Source organism: Nonomuraea deserti (assembly GCF_004348685.1).
GTDB lineage: Bacteria > Actinomycetota > Actinomycetes > Streptosporangiales > Streptosporangiaceae > Nonomuraea > Nonomuraea deserti.
This window is the reverse complement of sequence record NZ_SMKO01000196.1, coordinates 1-20,436: the sequence shown is the minus strand read 5'-3', so window position 1 is coordinate 20,436 and position 20,436 is coordinate 1. Positions and strand designations below refer to the sequence as shown.

Below are 20,436 nucleotides of genomic sequence, written 5' to 3'. Positions count from 1 at the left end.
GCGCTCACGCGGCGAACCTAGCACACGGTGTACGACACCCGTGGCGGGGCGGAACCGTCATGCCAGGAAGCTGTAGACGCCGGTCCCGACTGAGATCAGCAGCATGGCGGTGGCGTTGAGGTAGAGGTTGCGTCCGAAGTCCTTCGCGACGACGTGCATCACGATGGCGACCACGAAGTAGAGCACGACGGCTGCGCAGGTCACGGCGGCGAGGTACGGAACCCAGATGCCGAGTGCCAGCCCGGCCGCCGCGGCGAATTTGATCGGCGGCGTCAGCCACCACAGGTGTCTCGGAAAGTTCACGTTCTCGAAGCAGGTGGCGATGAAGGGCAGTGGTTTGACGCACATGGCCCCGTCGCCGGCCTGAATGACGGCGAGGACGGCGACGGGCCAGATCGGATCGGGGAGGGCGAACATGATGCTCCTGGGGCCGCGAAATAGGCACGATCAGCACCGTACCATACGGTATGGTATGGTCATGCGCGACCCGAGGAGCCGGCTCAGCGGGACCGCTCCCCGAGCCGCCGGTCGAAGGTGGTCGGCGCGATGCGGGCGTTCACGTCGGTCCGCTCGGGCTGCCGGTCAGAGATGGTTCGCTCGGGAACGGTCACGGAGTTGCCACAGCGCGAGTAGTCCGCCGATGGCGGGGATGGCGGCACGCCAGCGGACGCCGGATGAGGCTGTGGCCGAAAGCAGCGTGGCCGTAATGACGACGAGGTAGGCCGCGCCGTGCAGCGGACCGACGAGGGAGGAGATCGCTTCGATGTGGGTGGCGAACAGGTTGACCAGCAGGACCATCAAGGAGACGGCCTCAACGACGGCCGCGATCCGCAGCGTACGCACTCCAGATCACGCCCCCTCGGCCGAACCCGGACGGACGATCATCAGAACAACGACGACCACCCACAGCACGTTGTAGAGGCCGGCGAGCATGGACAGCGTGCGCAAGCGGTCGCGGTCGCCGGGTTCGGCGAGCGCGTCGCGCTGGCGCGGATAGATCTGCAGCGCCAGCAGGAGGCCCGCGGCGGCGGTGAGGACCATGGCAAGGGTGATCCAGATCTCGCCACTGCGGCCTTGGACGAAGCCCAGGACGATACCGGCAGCCGGCACGATCAGGCCCAACGCGCTATAGCCACGGGTGATGCGGTGCAGGGAGACGGCCACAGCGCGGTTGCGCTCATCCGTCCCTTGCCGTGTTTCGGACGGCGGGGTGCCAGGGGCGTCCGACGTGGCCCCGCCGACCGGAACGCCGGCGATGAGCGGGACGTAGCGGGGAAACAGGCTCGTCGCGACTGCCGAGCCTCCGACGAACACGATGCCGGCCACGACATGCACCGACAGCAACAAATACTCCATGGGTTCTCTCTCTAACCTTCAGAGTGCCTGAAGCTCAGCACGCAAGCATCAGGCTCTGAAGGAGGTCGGGGTAGCGAAATCATGCACGTGACCAGCACGAGGGGTGAGCCCACTGCCGATGGATCAGCTGGGATGCTCATCGTGCGCATGGTGTTGTGCGTTCACCTGAAGGATGACTACGTCGATCCGAAGCAGCCACGTTCGGTCATGGGATCGGACAACGGCAGCGGCTCGATGGGCAGAGACGTGCCGTCAGTCGTCCCAGCCGCTGGCGTCGAGGAAGCCCTCCCAGGTGATGTAGGGAGCCTCAGGGTGCCGCTGATGCAGGATCTCGCCGGGGAGGGTCATGGGCGGCGCCTTGCGCGGATCGGCGAGGCCCTGCGTGATGACGGCGTCGGTCAGAGCGCGGGCGCCACCGTGACGGGGGTAGACGGCGTGCACGCGATCGGCATATCCGGCGGGCAGTTGGTCGGGCCCGCCGGTCAGGTCGATGCCGATGCCGTCCTGGGCGATCGCGATCTCCGGCGGGCGGCGCCGGGCGAACACCGGCGATTGGTGGAGACCGTAGGAGGTGTGCAAGGCGATGCCGTCCCAGACGGTGTCGACGCGGCCATCGGTGATGCCGTGCTTCTCCAGGAACCGGGCGGCGAAGTCGGCCCCGTCGATTTCGAACCGCTGGCCGGTGTCGGCGCGTTCGGTCAGCCCCATGTCGTGCAGCACGCAAATGAGGAACATGACTTCGGCGTCGTAGTCCCGGCCCGGTCGGCGTCCGGCCTGGGCGGCGGCAGCTCGTCCGAACAGGAAGCTGCGCAGGCTGTGATTGCGCAGGTACGGCTCCTGTGCGTCCGTCACCAGCCGGTGGGCCGCCCGGGCGATACGCGTGGTGGGAAAGGAGTGGTCGGCGTACTGATCGCCGGTGTTGGCGGCTGAAGCGGAAGGCGTGCCGACCGCTAGGCCCACTGCGCCGGCCAGGCCGGTTCCGAGTAGCGTCCGGCGAGGCAGGAACGAGCTCATACGGTCTCCTTGAGACAGTCACGTCATTTGACGAACGAGATGGCGTGGGATGTGCGGAAGCGTTGGCGATAAGCGGTCGGAGTCGTGCCCAGAACCTGCAGGAACGCCCGGCGCATCGTCTCGTCGGACCCGAAACCACAACTGCGGGCGACCGAGGCCACGCCGACGGCACTGGTCTCCAGGAGGACCTGTGCCGCCTCCACCCGGACCCGCTCGACGTACTGACCGGGAGTGAGCCCGACCTCGCGACGGAACAGCCGAGTCAGATGACGCTCGCTCACCGCAGCACGCGCCGCCATCGTGGCGAGACTGTGGTTCGCCGCCGGTTCGGCCACGACCGCGTCCAGGAGCCGGCGCAACGCGGCGTGGCGTGGCGTGGCGATGGCCCCGCGAACGCTGAACTGCGACTGGCCGCCTGGGCGTTGCAGGAACACGACCAAGTATTTGGCCACCGTCCGCGCGATGTCCGGACCGTGGTCCTCCTCGACGAGGGCGAGCGCCAGATCGATTCCGGCGGTGACACCGGCCGAGGTCATCACCAACCCGTCACGAACGTAGATGGCATCGGGTTCCACGGCGACCCGCGGAAACCGGGACGCCAGATCAGCGCAGGCGGCCCAGTGTGTCGTGGCTCGCCGCCCATCGAGCAGACCCGTCTCCGCCAGCAGCAGTGCGCCCGTGCACACCGATGCCACCCGACGCGCGCGACGGCCGATGTCGCGCAGCCCGTCCAGGAACGCCGCGGCAGGGCGGTCGCCATCGGGGTACGCGTAACCCGGTATCAGCAACGTGTCGACCGGGCCCTCGACATCGCCCAAAGCCAGGTCGCTCCCTAGAGGCACACCGATATCCGTGTGCACGGACCGCCCGTCGACCGAAGCAAGCCGGATCCGGTAGCCGCCGGACCCATGCAGAACCTGCAACGGTCCGGCCACGTCCAGCAGCACCACTCCGTCATAGACGGCCACGATCACATCTCGCACCCCACCAGCTTCGCCGCCCCCAGAAAAGTCCACAAGGACCACTAGCCCACAAATCCGGACATTGACGGCTGCCGACTGCTCGTCTGTCACATACGGGCCGAGTACCAGGAACGGCGCGACCACGATCAGGGTGGTCAACGCCACATGGATGACCGGCATCAACAGTCACGATCGCCTGGTGACTTCCGCGAGACCTCCCTTGATGCTGGCCAGTAGCCCGCCAGGCGCTGCGCGGCGACGGCGCGAGGAAGCCGCGAGAGAAAGGCCGCACTCACCAGGAACGTGGCCGCAAATCCGGTGAGGTGCAGGACGGCGAACGCGATCGCTAGGGGGTTACTGCGTCCCCGGACGTCGAGGCGGTATGTCCGGAGCACAGAGCTCGGCAGCCGTGTGGGAGGATTCGGCCACGATGGGTCCGTTCTCGGTGGTGAGGTGGGTGCGCGCGGCGAGTTTCGCCGCCACGTGCGCCGTCCTGGCCACGCTCGGACACCTGGTTGGAGGAGGTTCCTTCGACCAGACGGCGGCGCTGGGCGGTTTCCTGCTCCTCCTGCTGCCCGCGCTGGCCCTGACCGGACGCGAGCGCACTCTCGCCTCCATTTTGCCCGCGACGGCCGCGTCGCAGGTGATCCTGCACACGCTCCTCGCACTGAGCGCGGAGCGGCATGCGGCAGCGCATCATGCGGGCATGGACGTCATGGTCCATGCGCATCCCGCCGCGTCCCCAGGGTTCGGGATGCTGCTGGTGCATGCGGCGAGCGTGCTGCTCACCTCTGTGTGGCTGCGATGGCTGGAGGAAGCCCTGTGCTCCCTTGTGCGGCAGCTGGCCGGATGGGTGCTGCGCCCGCTGCTGGTGCTGTGCTTCCTGGCAGCCGGAGTGATCACCGCCCCATCGCGATCGTTCACGCATGCGCGCCGGGCCGAGACCGAGCGCATCCGGCTGTTCCTGCGATACGTCCTCGTGCTCAGGGGACCTCCTGGAGGCCAGGTCCGGCCCGCAGTGGTCGCGTGATCTGGTGATGCCGAGCCCGCCGGTCAGGCTCGGCCGTACAACCGCGCCGACGCTCTGAGCGTCAGCGGCACTCCGCTGCCCCGGCGCGTCCTCGCCATGATCACTCGTGCTGCCTGCGGGTCCTACTGTTGCCGCACCGGCCACACTGATGGCCGTTTGTGGCGTGCGCACCTCGGATTCGACCCACAGAGAGCACGTACTTCATGAAGACTTCTCGTTTCGCCGCCGTCATGGCCAGTTTCGTGGCCTTGACGGTCACCGGATGCGGTGCCGCCGCGGATCGCGGCACCGCCGGCGCGGCCACCGACGTCGCCACCTCGGCACCCGCCGCCCGGACCAGCTATCCCCTGGCCTTCGACAACTGCGGCATGAAGGTCACCTTCGCCCAGGCGCCTCAGCGCGTGCTGATCCTCAACGGCACCAGCGTCGGCGAGGTGGAGAGCTTCATCCTGCTCGGCCTGGAGAAGACCGTCCTGGCCAACGCCCAGAGCTACGGCGTCTCCGACGACCCATCCATGATCGACAAGGTCAAGGCGCTGCCGACCGCCGGGCTGACCATGAACAAGAACTTCGACGTGCCCGCCGAGCAGGTGCTCAAGCTCAAGCCCGATCTCGTGGTGTCGACCTGGTCCGGCGGGTTCGACGCCAAGAAGGGCTTCGCCACCCGCGAGCAGTTGGCCGCGGCCGGCATCACCTCGCTGGTCAACCCGGTCAACTGCGCGATGGGCAAGCCCGAGGCGACCGAGCAGGAGCAGCGTGCCTACCGCAACCAGTCGATCAACAGCTCGCTGGAGTTCATCAGCCTGCTGGGACGGGTCTTCGACGTCCAGCAGCGCGCGCTCGACCTGATCGGAGAGCTGCGCGGCCGCGTGGAGACGGTACGGCAGCGCGTCGCCGGCCTGCCCGCGAAGAAGGTGCTCATCGCCTATCCCGGCATGGCCATGATGAACGCCAACGGCCTGCCCGCCGTGATGACCGGCGGCATCTACGACGATGTCGTCAGGGCGGCCGGCGGCGTCAACGCCTTCGCCGGCCAGACCTCCGACATGACCCGCACTCTCAACAAGGAGCAGCTCGCCACCGCCCAGGTGGACGTCCTGGTCGTCGGGCTGTTCACGTCCGGTGAGAAGGGTGACGAGGAGGCGGCCAAGATCTTCGCGGCCTACCCGCACTGGGCGGCGTCGCAATCCAAGGCCTACACGGTGGTCTCGGACGGCGTCTACCTGGGGCCGCTCAACGCCTGGGCGGTGGAGAAGATCTCCAAGGTGGTCCACCCCGGTGACTGACACCCTGACACTCCCGCGGCGGACCGAGCCGTCCCGCCGACCGCATCCGATCTCCGGCCCCGCGACCGGGCTGCTGCTGGCCGCCCTGGTCGCCGGGCTGATGGCGGCCCTGGTGGTCGGCATCTCCATCGGCTCGGTCAACCTCCCCCTCGGCCAGGTCTGGGGCGTGGTGGGGGCACACCTCACCGGACGCGGCGGGCAGGCCGACCCGCTGTTCAGCCAGGTCGTCTGGGAGATCCGCACCCCGCGGGCGCTGCTGGCCGCGCTCGCCGGCGCGGGCCTGTCGGTGGCCGGGGTCGCCTTGCAGGCCCTGGTACGCAATCCGCTTGCCGACCCGTACGTGCTGGGCGTGTCCTCGGCCGCGTCACTCGGAGCCGTCCTCGTCCCGGCCCTCGGCAGCACCGCGCTGGCGGGCGCGTTCGGCGTGACCGGCGCCGCCTTCGCCGCCGCTATCCTCTCGGCGCTGCTGGTCTACTTGTTGTCCCAGCGCTCCGGGCGGCTGCTGGACTCCTGGCTGGTACTGACCGGAGTCGCCGTCGGCTACCTGTGCGCCGCGGCCACCACCTTCGTCCAGCTCCAGCTCAACCCCACCGAGCTGCAGGGCATGATGTTCTGGCTGATGGGCAGCGTCGCCGGCGCCTCCTGGTCCGACCTGGGCGTTCCCGCGCTGCTCATCGTCTCCTGCATGGCCTGGCTGGCGCTGCAGGCGCGGGCGCTCAACGCGCTCATGGCGGGTGAGGAGGCTGCCATCGCCATCGGCGTGCCGGTGGCTGCCCTGCGGATCGGGCTGTTGGTCGCGGGGTCGCTGCTGACAGCCACTGTGGTGAGCGTCGTCGGCGGCATCGGCTTCATCGGGTTGATGATCCCGCATATGGTCAGGTTCGTCGTCGGCGCCGACCATCGGCGGGTACTGCCGGTGTCGCTGCTGGCAGGCGCGCTGTTCCTGGTGCTGGTGGACCTGGCCGCCCGCGTCGCGGATCGGCCGAACGAGCTGCCGGTAGGGATCTTCACCACCGGGCTCGGCGTGCCGTTCTTCCTGTGGCTGCTGCGCCGCCGCGCGAAGGGAGGCGGCCATGCGGCTTGACCTCACCGGCGTCAGCGCCCGCATCGACGCCCGTCCCATTGTCGAGGACATCACCCTGACCGTCGGGCCGGGCGAGTTCGTGGCGCTCGTCGGCCCGAACGGCAGCGGCAAGTCCACGCTGCTGCGTACCGTCTATCGATCTCTGCGCCCCTCGGCGGGCGTCATCCGGCTGGACGGGCAGGACCTGTGGCGGATGCGGCCGCGCCAGGCCGCCCGCCACCGCGCGATCCTTCCCCAGCACGGCAAGGCCGGCGAGGGCTTCTCGGCGGCCGAAGTCGTCGCCGCCGGTCGTCACAGCCACAGGCGACCGCTCGACCGCGAGACCGCCGCCGACCGGGCGGCGGTCGTCACCGCTCTCGGACGAGTCGGCATGGAATGGGCCGCCGACCGGCTGATGACCACCCTGTCCGGCGGCGAACGGCAACGCGTCCTGCTCGCCCGCGCGTTGGCGCAGGAAGCTCCCCTCCTTGTCCTCGACGAGCCGACCAATCACCTGGACGTCGGGTCCCAGCTCCTGCTGCTCGACCTGATCCGCTCCCTGGGGCTCACGCTGCTGGCCGCCCTGCATGACCTGGACCAGGCCGCCGCCTACGCCGACCGGGTCGTCGTGCTCCGCGACGGCCGCGTCGCCGGACACGGCCCGCCCCTGGAGGTGCTGACCCCCGCCTTCATCGAGGAGGTCTTCGGCGTGCGCGCCCACGTCGGCCCGCACCCCATCACCGGACGTCCGCACATCGCCGTGGCTTCAGCGGTGACCACATCAAACGAGCTGTTCACAACGCACCAAGGAAGGTGACCATGGCCGACCCGCTGACCTACCTCGGCACCGTGTGCGGCAGCTGCTATGCCAGATGCGGCTGTCCGGAGGTCCACCTCGCTTCTGATGCCGCTCCTGAGCAACAGGTGGTCATCACCGACAACCTCGGCCAGCTCATTCAGATGAGCGCCATGCACTTCGCCGGCCTCGTCGAGAAGGCGCAGCCGGGCGGGTTCGATCTTGTAATCCACCCCGCCCGGTAGAGGATCGAGGGGATTCCCAGCCGCCCGGCGCGCGTGCGAGTCACTGTCGAGGCCCATGATCAAGTCGTCAAGGGAAGACTTGAAAGTCATCATACGAGGACAGATGGTGGTGGTTGACAGAAGCGACGTAAGGGACGTGTTATGTACACGATCGTCCGGCACTACCGCGTATCCCGACGCGATCACGAAAATGGTCGAGCATGTGGACGCCGAGTTCGCCGGCCGCATCCCGGAGCACGTGGGATCGGTCCTCTACAGCGCCGTCGACACGGCGCTGGGACGGTGATGCCATCATGGTCTTCCGTGACGCCGAGGCCGCCGCGGCTTATGAGGCCACGGTGGTTCAGCGTGAGCTGGGGTGGTCGTTCCGCCGGCAGGTTGAGCTGGCATTGAAGGTGGCCGGTGCCGAGGACCTCCGCGATGCTGTGCGGTTCACCGGGGAGATGGGGATCATCAGGGCCGTTGCGGCCTTGGAGGCGCTGGAGGAGGTCTTGGCCGACCACCCCTTCCGGGCACGGTTAAGGGTCGAGTCGGACCGGCATGTTCTTGCAGTTTCGCCGAAGTGTCGCGCTGGCTGGAATGCTGCCCGGGCATTCGTGGTGCGGTACCAGTAGGTTCAGGCTGAGCGCCTGGGCGCTCGCCCGGTGAGATAACGCTGCACTGTCGGCGTGACCCAATCCGCGAGCTCGTCGGGATCAGCGGTGACCAGCGCCTCGGCGCGTACGGCGTAGCGGGCGATCGTCAGCCCGACCAGCTGGCTGGCCGTGAGCGTCGCGCGCAGGTCGGGGTGGTCCATGCCCAGGGCCCGGACGAGCTTGACGAGCAGGTCGGCGGCCAGGAACTCCCTGACCTGGGAAGCGGCGTGTTCGTTGGTGGCGGCCGAGCGGATGACGCCGAGCAGCGGGCCGGGGGAGTCGACGTCGCCGAGCAGGTCGAAGACGTAGCCGAGCAGCCGGCGCCCCAGGCCGGAGCGCGGGCCGTCCAGCAGCGTGACGACCGTGCGGTCCGGCTGGAACACCTCCGCGACGACCGCGCTGAACAGTTGCTCCTTGCCGCCGAAGAACCTGCGTACCAGTGCGGGGTCGACGCCGGCGTCCATGGCGACCTGCCGTAGGCTCGTGCCGTCGTAGCCGTTGGAGCTGAACGAGCCGGCAGCGGCGGCCACGATCTCCTGCCGGGTGGTCGAGGTCCCGGGGCGGCGTCCCGTCTTACGCATGATCTCCACCTCGACGTCCATTATGAATCCCCTTGCTTTGACTAAAAAGTCCCCCAATAAGGACTTTATCGCGAACGACGGGAGCGGGCGGCCGAGCCGATCGACGTACGGCCCGGCGGCGCTCCTGGACAACGCTATCGGCCTCATTCATCCCCAACCTCGTCTCCCCGAGGTGCCCCCGAAGCCTGGGGCACCTCGGCGTCCACGTTTGGATTGGGTGCTTGCGGCATGTTGCAAGGATCTCCACGCCCACTGGTCGGCAGATACGGGCCAGCGGGGCTGCCGAACACCGGGTTCGACGGGAACACGTCGCAGGTCCTGATCCGGACGTACGCGAGCCGCTGCACCAGTGACGTCGTGCTCCCCGACTTGTCGTGCGAAGCGCACATCCATCGGGTGACCGGCCCTCGGGCTTCCTGGATGCGACAGCGGAACACGTGCCCGTGGCACCTGGTCATCGCAATGTCATTGCCAGTCGCCGCTGCGGCGTAGGGCAATGAGCCCACCTGCTCGGGGATGCGGTCGGAGACATCACGAACCACCTACGTGAGCGCCTCTTCGACCGAGGTCGCCCGGACGCGGCAACACGTGATCGCGCATATGTCTCCTGTTGATGACTTCCTAGCATCGAACGAATGGTATATCCTCACATGAGGACTTATAGGTCAACGGATGAGGATTAATCTCGTGAATGCCTTGATTCGCAGGTACAGCAGGGGCGCTGGCACCATGGACGACCTGATGCACAGGGTCGAGACCCAGTTCGCCAGCCAGGTCTCGGGCGAGGACGGTTCGGCGGAAGTGAGGGTGCCCGAGGGCATCGCCGCCTACTACGCCATCGCCGCCGACGATGGGACGGTTGTCACCGTCACGCTGTTCGAGACTGAGGAGCACGCTCGCCGTGCCGGTGCGGGCGCGGAGCGCATCCGCCAGGCGCTGGCCGACTTTCAGGTCGAGGAACTGGGCACCGTGACCGGCAAGGTAGCGATCGCCAAGGTCGCCCGCGAGTAGAGATGTGAACCCGTCCGGCATTGATGGAGGCTCCTGCTGTCCATCAATGTACACGCCGCAGGACGCCGCAAGAGTGGCTCCGCGCTGGCACTTCCGGCACATCAGCGAGGACGTCCTGCCGGCGCTGAAGGCGCGCGGGCTGTCCGACGATGACGTGGACACGCTTCTCGTCGCGAACCCGCGGCGGCTGTTCGAGTAGGCCCGCTCGGCTACGAGAGGCGCACGGACCTGAGCTCGCGGCGGGAGGCGATGCCCAGCTTGCCGAAGATGTTGCGCAGGTGCGCGTCGATGGTACGCGGGCTCAGGAAGAGTTGCGCCGCGACCTCCCTGGAGGTCGCCCCGGCGGCCACGAGCCGCGCGATGCGCAGTTCCTGGGGCGTCAGGGCATCGGCCGGCTGCGCCACCCGCTTGCGTGGCTGCTCGCCGGCGGCCCGCAGCTCGCGGGCGGCGCGGCCCGCGAATGCCTCCACGCCCATGCCCGACAACATCTCGTAAGCGGTGCGGAGCTGTTCTCGGGCGTCCTGGCGCCGGCCCTCACGGCGCAGCCACTCGCCGTAGAGCAGGTGGGCGCGGCCGAGAAAGGTCCCGTACCGGCATCTGGACAGATGGTCGATCGCCTCGCGGTACAGGTCCTCGGCGGCGGATCCGGTGGTGGTCAGCGCGCGTGAGCGTGCCTCCACCCCGAGCGCCAGCGGGGTGCAGCTGGCTCGGGCACAGGAGCTGAGCCGTTCCAGCGCGGCGGCGGCGCGCGACGGCTCGCCGGCGCGGACGGCGGCCTCGACCAACTCGGGCAGGGCGGCGCTGCTGTGCGTCAGCTCGTCGGCGTCGCACGTCACCGAGGCGGCCTGCAGTGCGGCGCGGTAGTCACTCAACCCGTTGTACAGAACGGACATTGAGGAGTTGGCGAGAGTGACCACCGTACCCTCGCCTCGCCGGGTCGCCTCCTGGACCATGACGTCGAACAGCTCCACCGCTTCGGCCCGCCGGCCGACATACGCACGCAGGACGATGTCGTGCGGCAGCGGCGGGGCTCCGGTCGACTGCGAGATCGCGGCCACGTCAGCGACCAGGCCGGCGGCCTGGGCCAGGTCGCCGATCTGCACCAGGACGGTCGAGTGGAAGTTGAGCGCTGTGGCGAGCGTGGACAGCGCCCCGGCGTCGCGGGCGAGCCGGATGAAGCGGGTGGTCAGCCCGTAGAGGGTCTCGTCGTCCCACAGCATGTACGCGGCGCGGCAGGCCGCCCACAACCCCCGCCGGCTGGCGTCGTCGGTGCCCAGATGGTCGCGGTACGCCTGCAGTGCCCGCCGCAGGCCCGGCACGCTCGCCTCGTACCCGCGGGTGAACCTGGTCACGAGCCCGTCGAGCAGGAGATCGGCCGGGCTCGGCGGTCCGGCCGGCGGGGGAGCGTCGCGCGCCGCCTCGGCGACCTCCACCACGCCGCGGCCGTGCCCGAGCGGGCCTGCGTGGATGGCCGCCTCGAGGGCCTGGAGGTAGGTGTCCCTGGACTGGGCGGGGTCCAGTGGGGCGAGCGTCTTGGCGGCGTCGAGCAACATCCCCGGCACGTCGCTGCTTCGCGTCCGGGCGAACTCGATCTGGGCGCGCAGCCGCTCGGCACGGGCCCGATGCAGACCGTCCAGCGGACCGGTCACCGCAACGGTCAGCAGCTCGAAGGCGGCGTCGGACGCGCCTGCCTCGTGCTTGGCCTGCGCGGCGGACAAGGCCCGGTAGGCCCGATCGGCGGGGTCGGGAGTGAGGGCGGCCGCCCGTTCCAGGAACGCTGCCGCGGCGCCCAGGCCACCGCGGGCTCCGGCCCGCCCGGCGGAGCGCTCCAGCTCCAGCGCGACTGTCTCGTCGGTGCCCAGAGCTGCCCGCGCTCGGTGCCAGGCCCGGCGGTCGGGGTCGGCCCGCTCGTCTGTGGCCTCGGCCAGCGCGCCGTGCGCGCGGCGGCGCTCGGCCGGCTCGGCGGCCCGGTAGACGGCCGAACGCACCAGCGGATGAGAGAAGCGCACCGTGGCGCCGACTTCGAGCAGCCCTGCCGCTTCGGCCGGCGCGATCGCATCGGCATCGATGCCGAGGTGCTCGGCCGCCCGCCACAGCAGCGCCGCGTCGCCGACCGGATCGGCGGCCGCGATCAGCATCATCGTCTGTGCGGATGCGGGAAGGCCGGCCGCCCTGCGCTGGAAGCTCTCCTCGATCCGGCCGGGCACGCTGCGCGCGTCCGGCATTCCGAACCCGCCCGCCAGCCGCGCCGGCGCGGCGTGCCGGGACAGCTCCAGCAGAGCCAGCGGGTTGCCCCGCGCTTCGGCGAGGATCCGCTCGCGCACCCTGTCGTCAAGCGGGGCGTGGACCGCCGAGTCCAGCAGGGCCCGCGCGTCGGCGTCTGTGAGCCCGTCCAGGCGTAACTCGGTCAGTCCGGCGAAGACCTTGGCAGCCTCGAAGGCGGGCACCTGGTCGCGCAGTACGAACACCAGCGCCAGACGCTCGGCCTGCACCCGCCGTGCCACGAAGGCGAAAACCTGTGCGGAGACCAGGTCCAGCCAGTGTGCGTCGTCCACCAGGCACAGCAGCGGCTCGTCCTCCGCGGCCTCGGCCAGCAGGCCGAGCGTGGCCACCCCGACCAGGAACGGGTCCGGCGCCTCGCCGGGACGCTGCCCGAACGCCACGGTTAGGGCGGCCTGCTGGGGTTCGGGCAGGGCGGCGAGGCGATCCATCAGCGGCGCGCAGAGCTGGTGCAGCCCGGCGAATGCGAAACCGATCTCGGACTCCACGCCGGCCGTGTTCACCACCCGGAAGCCCGACGCGGTGGCGCGGGCGTGTCTCAGCAGCTCGGTCTTGCCGATGCCGGCCTCGCCGCGCACGACGAGCGCGCCGCTGTCCCCGCCGCGCGCCCGCGTGAGCAGCCGCTGAACGGCCACGTACTCGGCCTGCCGACCTCGAATCATCACCGACTCTCCCCCGAGGGCATCGCCTGGCCGCGGGCTTGGCGATGCCGGTCCTTTGATCGAGGACAAAGCTACAGGGACTGCGTCGCCTCCGGGCGGGCGGTTCGCGGGTGAACCGTGTTGCCCTCTTACGCAGCGAGTAGGTGATGCCTACCGACGCCTCCCGGCCTCCGCTGGACGAGCCTGATGACAGACAGTCGGCGTTCGACCGGCTGATCGTGGAAGGAGCCCCACATGTCCGGCCTGTGGCAGATGAGCCGACGGCACTTGTCATGGCCGCGGGCAAGGGCGCGACGGCCCGCGGACGGTGCGACGTCCCGATCGAGGCTGAGCATCGTGTCAGCCCAAGGCTTCCGCCGGGTCATGCGACATCTCGAGACAGGAACTAGCCGTCGGTGACCTGGACGAAGCCGAGTGCCTCGTCGCGGCCGCCTACGGCGTCAAAGGTGTCTTCTATCGGCAGATCACCCCGCTGCCGGCTCAGGCCCAGAAGATGGTGGATGCCGCCCGGTCCGCCGGCGTGAACAGGATCGTGCTGCTCTCCTCGATCGGCGCCATCCTGGAGCCCAAACCCATGATCGGGGCCCGGATCGCCGCGCGCGACGATGTCTTCCGCCGGTCCGGGCTGGAGGTCACCTACCTGCGCGCCAACATACTCTGATGTCGAACGCGCTGTGGTGGCTGCCCACCATCCGCGATCAGGGCCGGGTCCACGACGCGAGCGACCCCGGCCTGGCCGTACCCGTCGATCCCTACGACATCGCCCGGGTCGCCGCGCTCGCCCTCACCCACGACGGGGACGCCGGCAACGGCTACATCCTCAACGGCCCGCACCCGCTCACCGCGCGGGATCAGGTGGAAATCCTCGCCGACGTGCTCGGGCGAGACATCGAGTTCGATCCGGTCACGCCCGAGCAGTTCGCCCATCGCAGCATCGAATACGGAAGCCCGGAGGACATGGTCCAGACGGTGCGTAGCCTCAACGAGCTCCGGCGCACCGGCCGCGCCGCAGTGGTCGCCTGGACATCACCAACCTCACCGGCACCGAGCCACGGACCTTCCGCGAGTGGTGCGAGGACAACAAACATGCCTTCAGGTAGACCGGGCCCGTTCCAGGTCTGTTCCGAGGAGTACCGCCGTGATTTACCACCAGATCCGTATCGCTCTCAAGCTCGACGCTCTCGAAGACCAGGTCCATGTGCGGGCGGGACACTGATTCCCGGGCTAGCCTCCGAGGAGGCTGAGTGCAGAGTTTAGCGGTGGCGACCTGCGGCTTCTTCGCTTGTTAGTGGTCGGTGATGAGGGCTTCCAGGGCGGCGGCCTTGTCGGCTTCGGTGGGGAGGGCGTAGCGGCGGGTGGTGTCGAGTGAGCCGTGGCCGAGGAGCTCTGCGACCAGGATGGGGTCCTTGCCGTCGCGGATGAGCTGGGTGGCGAAGGTGTGGCGCAGGACGTGCGGCCCGAAGGGTTCGGTGGGGTCGTCGTTGATGCCGCAGGCTTCGCCGAGGCCGGTGATGATGTCGCGGGCGGCGCGGTCGGTCAGGCGGCTGCCGCGCTGGTTGAGGAACACCGCGGTGCTGTCGGCCCCCTTCCAGCCGGCGCGGGCCGTCAGCCAGTCGGTCAGGGCCTGGCGGAGGTCGGGGTGGACGGGCAGATGACGGATCTTGCCGCCGTCGCGGCCCTTGCCGCGGATGCGCAGTTCGCCTTTGCGGGCTGATAGACGAATGTCGGCCAGGTCGAGGCCGACGACTTCGCCGATGCGCAGGCCGGAGAAGTAGGGCAGCAATGCGAGCGCCTTCTCGCGCGGTGCGGCGGTGAGTTGGACGTGGCGGACGTAGCGGCGGGCCCGTCGTTCGTCCAGGGCGCGGGGTGCGGTACGGCGGGAGTCGCGTTCGCGCCGGGCCCGGGGCTTGCCGAGGCCGCGGCGGCCGTAGAAGTCGTCGATAGCCGACAGGTAGGTGTCGATGGTGTTGGGGGCGCGGCGGCCGTTCTTCAGGTGCCGCCGGAAGTCGCGCACGGCGCCGGTGGCGGCGATGGGGTCGGTGAGCGGATTGCCGTCCAGTGCGCCGGCGTCGACTTGGCCGGCGAGCCAGGCGAGGTAGCCGCGCAGCCGCGAGTGGTACTTGCTCTTGCTGGAGTCGGCCAGCGGCGAGCGCTCGAGCGCGGCGGCGTAGTCGTCGAGGATCGCCGCATACGGGCCGGGGAGCGCGATGGCCCGGGACCGGGTTGTGTTTCCGGAAGCTGTTCCGAGGGCTGGTGTGTTCTCTGGGGTTGTGTTTCCGGAAGTCACTCCTGGAGTCTACTTCCGGAATTGAGATTCCGGAAGTTGCGAGGAACGGCGCTGTCGGTGGAACAGACGCGGGGCAACCAGGTTCCGATCGTCGAACGCGCCGTAGAGGCCCTGCTCGCCCCCCTCTACTACCGGGCCGTCTTCACCGACCAGGCCCTTTCGCCCCAATGGGCACGTACCCTCGTGTCACACCTGCTGCGGGAATAATTCCCATGCCGTACTTCCCCTCGATCACTGGACACCAGCCCGGCGATGGCGAAGCACCAGGGACGAGAGTTCCGCCAGCCACAGGCGATCAAACACGAGATTCCCGAGGAAGCCGACCGGCGTGACCAGTACCGCGCCGAGCGGTGACACTGCGCCTGCCGAAACCTCGTCCGTGCAGCTCTCCCTGTCAAATGGACAGAGGTAACAAACAGGCGTGAAACTCTGTGCTGAGGGCGGGGAAGGAGACATCCCTTCGTGGGAGCAAGCAAGCCAGATCCGCAGGCCCTGACCCTCAGGTGCGTGAACGGGGCGTCCGCAGTGAGGATGCGGCGGATGGTGCCTTCTCCGATCTGATGGCCGAGGCCGAGCAGTTCGCCCTGGATCTGCCGGTGCTCCCATCGTGGGTTCTCTCTGGGCAGCCGTATCAGCAACTCACGCAGTTCATCCGGGATCGGCGGACGCCCGGTCGCGTGGGCGTGGCCAAGCGACCTGACGACGCAGGACGGCGACCTCATGACGCAGCACCAAGATCGCCACCTCCTTGGAGGTGTCGCCCCGCGCAAGTAGCGTCAACCAGCCGAACAACCAAACCATCGGCGGATACGGCAGGCGTAGAAACACGAGTGCCGAGGATGAAACAACAGGACGAACTCGGGATGGCGCGCCGGGCTTCGTGGGCGATCGGCGGGGTCGCCGCCGCGGAACGCGTCCGGAAGTCCGGCGAGATGGTGCACGCCGGCATGTCCTTGCCGGAGGTGGTGGAAGCCGCCGTCCGCGCCGGCCGGCCCGCGCCTGCGGCCGCGGCGCTGGAGCGGCTCGACGCTCAGGCACGCGCCACCGGTGCCCCGTGGGCGCTCGGGCTGGCGGCGCGATCACGAGGGCTGATCAGCACCGGCCCGGCGGCGGAGGAGCTGTACCGCGAGGCGCTGGAGCGGCTTGCCGGCGGCGGGACGGTGTCCCACCTCGCCCGCGCCCATCTCGTCTACGGCGAACAGCTGCGCCGCGAGGGCCGCCGCCAGGACGCGCGCGAACAGCTCAGCACCGACACGCTGCTCTCCGACATCGGCGCGAACGGCTTCACGTCCCGTGCCGCCAGTGAGCTGCGTGCGCTGGGCGAGCACCCCCGCAAGCGGTCCGCCCAGCCCTTCGACGCGCTCACCCCCCAGGAGTTGCGCATCGCCAGGCTGGTGGCCTCGGGCGCGACCTCCAAGGAGGTCGCCGCACAGCTCTCCCTCAGCTCGCGCACCATCGACGCCCACCTGCGCAACATCTTCCGCAAGCTGGACATCACCTCCCGCCGCCAGCTCGGGGACATGCACCTGCCGTAGGCGCCGGTCACGACGGTGCGCCCGTAGTTCTGGGAAATGTAGGCGACGTTCCTAGGTGATGTTCGCCGATGCGACTGCGGTGTGGGGGCGGCGAGCATGGACGCGTGTCCCGGGAGGGGCGCACAGCCGTAGAAGCCGAGTGGGTGGGCCGTGGCTATCCGGCCCGCCGCTGAACGGAAGAGAAGGGATTTCGCCAATGACGAAGCAGATGAAGGCCGTCATCGTCCCCGATGTGAAGGCCGCTTGGGAGGTGCGGGAGCGGCCCGTGCCGGAGCCAGGGCCCGGCGAGGTGCTGGTGCGCGTCCATGCGTGCGGGATTTGCGGCACCGATCTGTGGATGGCCCACGGGGTTCTGTCGTTCCGGGAGTTCCCGCTGCTGATGGGTCACGAGGGCGTCGGCGAGGTGGTGGCGCTGGGCGCGGGCGTCACCGAGCGCAAGGTCGGCGACCGGGTCGGGCTGCCCATGATGCAGAAGCGCTGCGGCGCCTGCGACTTCTGCCGCGAGGAGCACCCGAACAGCTTCGTCACCGCCGGCAACTGCGCGAGCCCGACGCTGACCGGCGTCAACGTCGACGGCGCCCTGGCCGAGTACGCGGTCGCCGACGTCGGGGGGACGGTCCTGCTCCCGGACGGGATCTCCTACGAGGACGCCGCGCCCACCGTGTGCGCCGGTTACACGACCTGGGCCGGCATCCGCCGGGCCGGCGCCAGGCCGGGGGCCCGCGTCGCCGTCGTCGGCGTCGGCGGGATCGGCCACTTCGCGATCCAGTTCGCCAAGGCCGCGGGATACCACGTCATCGCGGTGACCCGTCCCGGCAAGCACGCGCTCGCCCGGGAACTCGGTGCCGCGGACGTCGTCACCGACGGTGCGGCGCTCAAGGAGATCGGTGGTGCGGACGTCGTGTTGCACACCAGCAGCTCGCACGCGGCCGCCATCGACGCGATGACCGGCCTGCGGCCCTGGGGCAAGCTCGTGCTGATGGGCCTGGCCGAGGACGAGATGATCCTGCCGGCGCTGCCGCTGACCACGCACAGTTACCAGGTCATCGGCTCGGCCCACAACGGTCTGGAGTACCTCGCCGAGGCTCTCGACATCGTGGCGCGCGGCCAGGTCAAGCCCATGGTCGAGCTGTTCCCCCTGGAGCGCGTCAACGACGCCTATCAGAGGGCCGCCGCCGGCGAAGTGCGTTTCAAGGCCGTCGTCACGTTCTGACCGGAGCCGGTGGCGAACAGCAGCCGTAATCGGAAGTCTGCCTGGGGTCCGCGATGCAAGCCGACCCACAACGAGCGCAGCATCGCTCGATCATGATCTCAAAGAAGGAGCAGCTGATGCCTGTCGCTCTCATCACCGGGGCTACAGCGATCGGCCTGACCACGGGGCCCTGGTCCGTGCCGGGCACCTCGCCGTTACGACCGCCTATGTCGGGGCTGATACTGGTGAGGTCGCGTATCAACTGTCGCGGGTTCCCGATGCAGGCCGGGGCGGCAGTAACTGATCGTGATCTCCAGCGGCAAACCGGCTTCATGCGCCGCTGAAATACTCAGAATCCGTGGATGCGGACCTGGAGTGGGGACGGTCGGAGGTTAGCCGCAATGCCGGTTAGTTAAGGGCTTTGGGCGGTTGTCGAGTCGGGGTCGGTGAGGACGTCGATGGCGATGGCCGCCCGGTAGTTGGTGCGGTCGACCTGGCCCTTCGCGCGGTGTTTGGAGATCGCGCGTTTGACGATACGAGGGCTGGCCCGGACGCGGCGGGCCGGCAGAGGGTCGGCAAGGACGGCCCGGCCGATCTTTCCGATGAGGTCGATCACGCTGTCGGCGATTATGCCGGCCGCGTGGATGACCTGGTCGCGGGCGGTGTGCAAGGCGATGGTGAAGCTGGCCCGATCAGCTGGCAGGTCCGGTCGGGCCAAGGCGGCGTCGGCCATCGCCAGCCGTAGCGCCTGATAGGCGGTCAGTAGCGCGAAGATCTCCTGATCGACGCCTTGGGGCGTGCGTGAGCGCAGTACCCGTCCGCCCAAAGTGGTGGACTTCAGCTCCAGGTAGGTCGTTTCGATCTCCCACCGCTGGTGGTAGAGGGTGACCAGGTCCAGGGCGGGGTAGCGCCGGTGGTCGGTCAGCGTGGTGATCAGACGGTAGCGGCCCGTGTGGCGGCTGGTGCCGGACAGGGTCACGACGATCTCCGCATCGATCACCCTGACCGTGACGCCGCCCATGGTGGAGACGAACGACCCGTCCGGCAGCCTCGCCTGCCGGGGCGACGCCCGGCTGTTCTTGCAGCGGATCAGCAGGTCCGCACCGGTGACGGCAATCGCCGTGACCAGGTGCCGCACGGCGAAGTTGCGATCGCCGAGCAGTAGCATGCCCGCGCGCAGGCAGCCGAGCACCTGCGGCGCGTAGCTGATCTCGCCGGTCTTGAACGGCCCGAACGTCACCGCGAGCAGCGCGCGGGTGCCGCAGGCCACCACCGCCAGCACCCGGACCAGTGGATAACCCGACCCGCCGTGCGAACCGGACTGGTGACCATAGCGGGCCAGGTTGGCTTCGCTGTCGGGCACCGACATCGTGGTGCCATCCAGCGCGCACACCAGCAGGCCCCGCCACCGCGCCGCCCCTGCCGGGGGACCGGCCAGCAGCTCAAACAGCGCCTTCAGCGGCGCCACTCCGACCCTGCGCCGGGCCTGTGCCAACGCCGACGACGACGGCACCGCACCGGGCTCCTCCAGCCCCGAGGTCGGCCGGGCCCACACCTGCCGGTACCCCAGTTCGGCGAACAACCCCGCCGCCAGCAGCAGATACACCACCACCCGCGAGGGCAGATCACGTAACCGCCGCTCACGGCCACCTGTCTCGGCCAGCACCGCATCGACCATCTCGAACGGCACCAATTGCGTCAGCTCACCCAGATGCCCGGGCGCGAACACTCCCACGGCCGTTCGGACTTGACGATTTACCACAGCAATAGCGCACGCCAGCGTGGACCTGGCAGACTCAGCACTCAACGGAGATCCAGTGTGTGACGGATGGTGGTAGAAGATCACCCGTTCTACCGGATCTCCGTTCTCATGTCTTGATCTTCTGTAAGCCTTGAAACGCCAGCCCCAGCCCTAACTAACCGGCATTGGCCCTAGCGGGTCTCTCGGCGCGGGCGATGGCGTTGGGGGGCGACGCGCTGCGCGCCGGGGAGATGCTGCGTATCTGGCAGGCCGGCCGCTGTGCCGTCTGTGGCAAGCAGGGCTTGTACCTGGTCAAGGATCACGACCATGAGACGTGGCTGGTGCGTGGTCTGCTGTGCCGCAGCTGCAACGTCATGGAGGGGATGGACTCCGATGAGTCGGGGTGCTTCGCGGACTACCGCAGGCGGCATCCGACGGTCATCCTCGGCGTGCGGTTGGAGTACGCGGGGCCGCTGTTCGGCGCGGAGGATCCGCTGCTTCCCGAGCCGAGAAAGGAGGCGGCTGGAACATGACGGGGCGGGCGACGCGATGCATAATTTTCGCTGTCCCAGCAGGTAATGGCGCGAGAAGCCTCATGTCGGCTCTCCGTCCGCCGCGACCGGCCCGCCCTAATACTCCAGTGACACATCGCGATCATGGTTGGGATCTGCGCTGGTAGTGGCAGTGTCGGGCGGTTGCCTGATGGCGGCGGCGCCAGTCTGACCAGCGCAGAATGTCCGTGATCGTGTGGGTCGTGGTC

23 protein-coding genes are annotated in these 20,436 nt (G+C 69.0%); 14 read left to right on the top strand and 9 right to left on the bottom strand.

What is annotated here, in order from left to right:
* Positions 1-57: 57 nt before the first annotated feature.
* From E1292_RS41720 to E1292_RS41700, 5 genes are all read right to left on the bottom strand, one after another.
* Positions 58-417: a DoxX family protein gene (locus E1292_RS41720; RefSeq protein WP_132604785.1), complete on the bottom strand. Its 360-nt coding sequence runs from the start codon at positions 415-417 to the stop codon at positions 58-60.
* 165 nt (positions 418-582) lie between these two features.
* A complete protein-coding gene (locus tag E1292_RS41715) occupies positions 583-843 on the bottom strand; it encodes a DUF3817 domain-containing protein (RefSeq protein ID WP_132604783.1) in 261 nt (86 codons plus the stop codon).
* A 6-nt stretch (positions 844-849) separates the two neighbouring features.
* Positions 850-1,356, bottom strand: coding sequence for a hypothetical protein (locus E1292_RS41710; protein WP_132604781.1), 507 nt, complete (start codon positions 1,354-1,356; stop codon positions 850-852).
* 252 nt (positions 1,357-1,608) lie between these two features.
* Entirely contained in the window at positions 1,609-2,370 is a 762-nt protein-coding gene (locus E1292_RS41705; protein WP_132604779.1) for an HD domain-containing protein, read from the bottom strand.
* A 23-nt stretch (positions 2,371-2,393) separates the two neighbouring features.
* Positions 2,394-3,512 (bottom strand): GlxA family transcriptional regulator, encoded by a 1,119-nt coding sequence (locus E1292_RS41700; protein ID WP_132604777.1) that lies wholly within the window; start codon positions 3,510-3,512, stop codon positions 2,394-2,396.
* Positions 3,513-3,762: 250 nt separating this feature from the next.
* Between E1292_RS41700 and E1292_RS41695 the strand changes: the two genes are divergently transcribed.
* The 6 genes from E1292_RS41695 to E1292_RS41670 all read left to right on the top strand — a co-directional run bounded on the left by E1292_RS41695 (position 3,763) and on the right by E1292_RS41670 (position 8,366).
* Entirely contained in the window at positions 3,763-4,362 is a 600-nt protein-coding gene (locus E1292_RS41695) for a hypothetical protein (protein WP_132604775.1), read from the top strand.
* 203 nt (positions 4,363-4,565) lie between these two features.
* Positions 4,566-5,648 (top strand): ABC transporter substrate-binding protein, encoded by a 1,083-nt coding sequence (locus E1292_RS41690; RefSeq protein ID WP_220447320.1) that lies wholly within the window; start codon positions 4,566-4,568, stop codon positions 5,646-5,648.
* On the top strand, positions 5,641-6,732 hold the full coding sequence (locus E1292_RS41685) for a FecCD family ABC transporter permease (RefSeq protein ID WP_220447319.1): 1,092 nt from the start codon (positions 5,641-5,643) through the stop codon (positions 6,730-6,732). The genes E1292_RS41690 and E1292_RS41685 overlap by 8 nt, the downstream gene beginning before the upstream one ends.
* Positions 6,722-7,528, top strand: a complete 807-nt coding sequence (locus E1292_RS41680) for an ABC transporter ATP-binding protein (protein ID WP_132604773.1) — start codon at positions 6,722-6,724, stop codon at positions 7,526-7,528. The genes E1292_RS41685 and E1292_RS41680 overlap by 11 nt, the downstream gene beginning before the upstream one ends.
* Before the next feature lie 2 nt (positions 7,529-7,530).
* The gene (locus E1292_RS41675; protein ID WP_132604771.1) at positions 7,531-7,752 is read left to right on the top strand and encodes a hypothetical protein; all 222 of its coding nucleotides are present in this window, start codon (positions 7,531-7,533) and stop codon (positions 7,750-7,752) included.
* 293 nt (positions 7,753-8,045) lie between these two features.
* Complete coding sequence (locus tag E1292_RS41670) at positions 8,046-8,366, top strand: hypothetical protein (RefSeq protein WP_132604769.1); 321 nt, start codon at positions 8,046-8,048, stop codon at positions 8,364-8,366.
* Between the two features lie 2 nt (positions 8,367-8,368).
* Here E1292_RS41670 and E1292_RS41665 read toward each other — a convergent pair whose 3' ends face one another.
* The gene (locus E1292_RS41665) at positions 8,369-8,989 is read right to left on the bottom strand and encodes a TetR/AcrR family transcriptional regulator (protein ID WP_165975009.1); all 621 of its coding nucleotides are present in this window, start codon (positions 8,987-8,989) and stop codon (positions 8,369-8,371) included.
* A 708-nt stretch (positions 8,990-9,697) separates the two neighbouring features.
* Here E1292_RS41665 and E1292_RS41660 point away from each other — a divergent pair.
* On the top strand, positions 9,698-9,979 hold the full coding sequence (locus E1292_RS41660) for a hypothetical protein (protein WP_132604765.1): 282 nt from the start codon (positions 9,698-9,700) through the stop codon (positions 9,977-9,979).
* Between the two features lie 46 nt (positions 9,980-10,025).
* Positions 10,026-10,178: a phosphotriesterase family protein gene (locus E1292_RS41655; RefSeq protein WP_132604763.1), complete on the top strand. Its 153-nt coding sequence runs from the start codon at positions 10,026-10,028 to the stop codon at positions 10,176-10,178.
* A gap of 10 nt (positions 10,179-10,188) precedes the next feature.
* Here E1292_RS41655 and E1292_RS41650 read toward each other — a convergent pair whose 3' ends face one another.
* A complete protein-coding gene (locus E1292_RS41650; RefSeq protein ID WP_132604791.1) occupies positions 10,189-12,921 on the bottom strand; it encodes an AAA family ATPase in 2,733 nt (910 codons plus the stop codon).
* A gap of 370 nt (positions 12,922-13,291) precedes the next feature.
* Here E1292_RS41650 and E1292_RS41645 point away from each other — a divergent pair, with 370 nt between their 5' ends.
* Together E1292_RS41645 and E1292_RS41640 are read left to right on the top strand one after the other, a co-directional pair.
* A complete protein-coding gene (locus E1292_RS41645) occupies positions 13,292-13,582 on the top strand; it encodes an NAD(P)H-binding protein (protein WP_132604761.1) in 291 nt (96 codons plus the stop codon).
* Positions 13,582-14,178, top strand: coding sequence for a Rossmann-fold NAD(P)-binding domain-containing protein (locus tag E1292_RS41640; protein WP_132604759.1), 597 nt, complete (start codon positions 13,582-13,584; stop codon positions 14,176-14,178). Before E1292_RS41645 ends, E1292_RS41640 begins: the two co-directional genes overlap by 1 nt.
* Positions 14,179-14,206: 28 nt before the next feature.
* Here E1292_RS41640 and E1292_RS41635 read toward each other — a convergent pair whose 3' ends face one another.
* The gene (locus E1292_RS41635; protein ID WP_132604757.1) at positions 14,207-15,208 is read right to left on the bottom strand and encodes a tyrosine-type recombinase/integrase; all 1,002 of its coding nucleotides are present in this window, start codon (positions 15,206-15,208) and stop codon (positions 14,207-14,209) included.
* 57 nt (positions 15,209-15,265) lie between these two features.
* Here E1292_RS41635 and E1292_RS53105 point away from each other — a divergent pair, with 57 nt between their 5' ends.
* The 3 genes from E1292_RS53105 (at position 15,266) to E1292_RS41620 (ending at position 17,956) form a co-directional block, all read left to right on the top strand.
* Complete coding sequence (locus tag E1292_RS53105) at positions 15,266-15,415, top strand: TetR family transcriptional regulator C-terminal domain-containing protein (protein ID WP_220447317.1); 150 nt, start codon at positions 15,266-15,268, stop codon at positions 15,413-15,415.
* Positions 15,416-16,047: 632 nt separating this feature from the next.
* Entirely contained in the window at positions 16,048-16,743 is a 696-nt protein-coding gene (locus E1292_RS41625) for a helix-turn-helix transcriptional regulator (RefSeq protein WP_132604755.1), read from the top strand.
* Positions 16,744-16,939: 196 nt separating this feature from the next.
* Entirely contained in the window at positions 16,940-17,956 is a 1,017-nt protein-coding gene (locus tag E1292_RS41620; protein ID WP_246090697.1) for an alcohol dehydrogenase catalytic domain-containing protein, read from the top strand.
* A 391-nt stretch (positions 17,957-18,347) separates the two neighbouring features.
* Here the strand turns inward: E1292_RS41620 and E1292_RS41615 are convergent, their stop codons facing one another.
* Positions 18,348-19,670 (bottom strand): IS4 family transposase, encoded by a 1,323-nt coding sequence (locus E1292_RS41615; protein WP_220447315.1) that lies wholly within the window; start codon positions 19,668-19,670, stop codon positions 18,348-18,350.
* 221 nt (positions 19,671-19,891) lie between these two features.
* On the opposite strand from E1292_RS41615, the gene E1292_RS41610 reads away from it, so the two are divergent.
* Positions 19,892-20,209, top strand: a complete 318-nt coding sequence (locus E1292_RS41610) for an endonuclease domain-containing protein (RefSeq protein ID WP_132604753.1) — start codon at positions 19,892-19,894, stop codon at positions 20,207-20,209.
* Positions 20,210-20,436 lie beyond the last annotated feature (227 nt).

Coding starts and splice junctions, on each gene's coding strand:
- E1292_RS41620 (WP_246090697.1), top strand. CDS start 16,940: ATGACGAAGCAGATGAAGGCCGTCATCGTCCCCGATGTGAAGGCCGCT.
- E1292_RS41695 (WP_132604775.1), top strand. CDS start 3,763: ATGGGTCCGTTCTCGGTGGTGAGGTGGGTGCGCGCGGCGAGTTTCGCC.
- E1292_RS41655 (WP_132604763.1), top strand. CDS start 10,026: ATGTACACGCCGCAGGACGCCGCAAGAGTGGCTCCGCGCTGGCACTTC.
- E1292_RS41670 (WP_132604769.1), top strand. CDS start 8,046: ATGGTCTTCCGTGACGCCGAGGCCGCCGCGGCTTATGAGGCCACGGTG.
- E1292_RS41700 (WP_132604777.1), bottom strand. CDS start 3,512: ATGCCGGTCATCCATGTGGCGTTGACCACCCTGATCGTGGTCGCGCCG.
- E1292_RS41675 (WP_132604771.1), top strand. CDS start 7,531: ATGGCCGACCCGCTGACCTACCTCGGCACCGTGTGCGGCAGCTGCTAT.
- E1292_RS41660 (WP_132604765.1), top strand. CDS start 9,698: ATGGACGACCTGATGCACAGGGTCGAGACCCAGTTCGCCAGCCAGGTC.
- E1292_RS41640 (WP_132604759.1), top strand. CDS start 13,582: ATGTCGAACGCGCTGTGGTGGCTGCCCACCATCCGCGATCAGGGCCGG.
- E1292_RS41625 (WP_132604755.1), top strand. CDS start 16,048: ATGAAACAACAGGACGAACTCGGGATGGCGCGCCGGGCTTCGTGGGCG.
- E1292_RS41650 (WP_132604791.1), bottom strand. CDS start 12,921: ATGATTCGAGGTCGGCAGGCCGAGTACGTGGCCGTTCAGCGGCTGCTC.
- E1292_RS41705 (WP_132604779.1), bottom strand. CDS start 2,370: ATGAGCTCGTTCCTGCCTCGCCGGACGCTACTCGGAACCGGCCTGGCC.
- E1292_RS41680 (WP_132604773.1), top strand. CDS start 6,722: ATGCGGCTTGACCTCACCGGCGTCAGCGCCCGCATCGACGCCCGTCCC.
- E1292_RS41665 (WP_165975009.1), bottom strand. CDS start 8,989: ATGGACGTCGAGGTGGAGATCATGCGTAAGACGGGACGCCGCCCCGGG.
- E1292_RS41610 (WP_132604753.1), top strand. CDS start 19,892: ATGGCGTTGGGGGGCGACGCGCTGCGCGCCGGGGAGATGCTGCGTATC.
- E1292_RS41710 (WP_132604781.1), bottom strand. CDS start 1,356: ATGGAGTATTTGTTGCTGTCGGTGCATGTCGTGGCCGGCATCGTGTTC.
- E1292_RS41720 (WP_132604785.1), bottom strand. CDS start 417: ATGTTCGCCCTCCCCGATCCGATCTGGCCCGTCGCCGTCCTCGCCGTC.
- E1292_RS41690 (WP_220447320.1), top strand. CDS start 4,566: ATGAAGACTTCTCGTTTCGCCGCCGTCATGGCCAGTTTCGTGGCCTTG.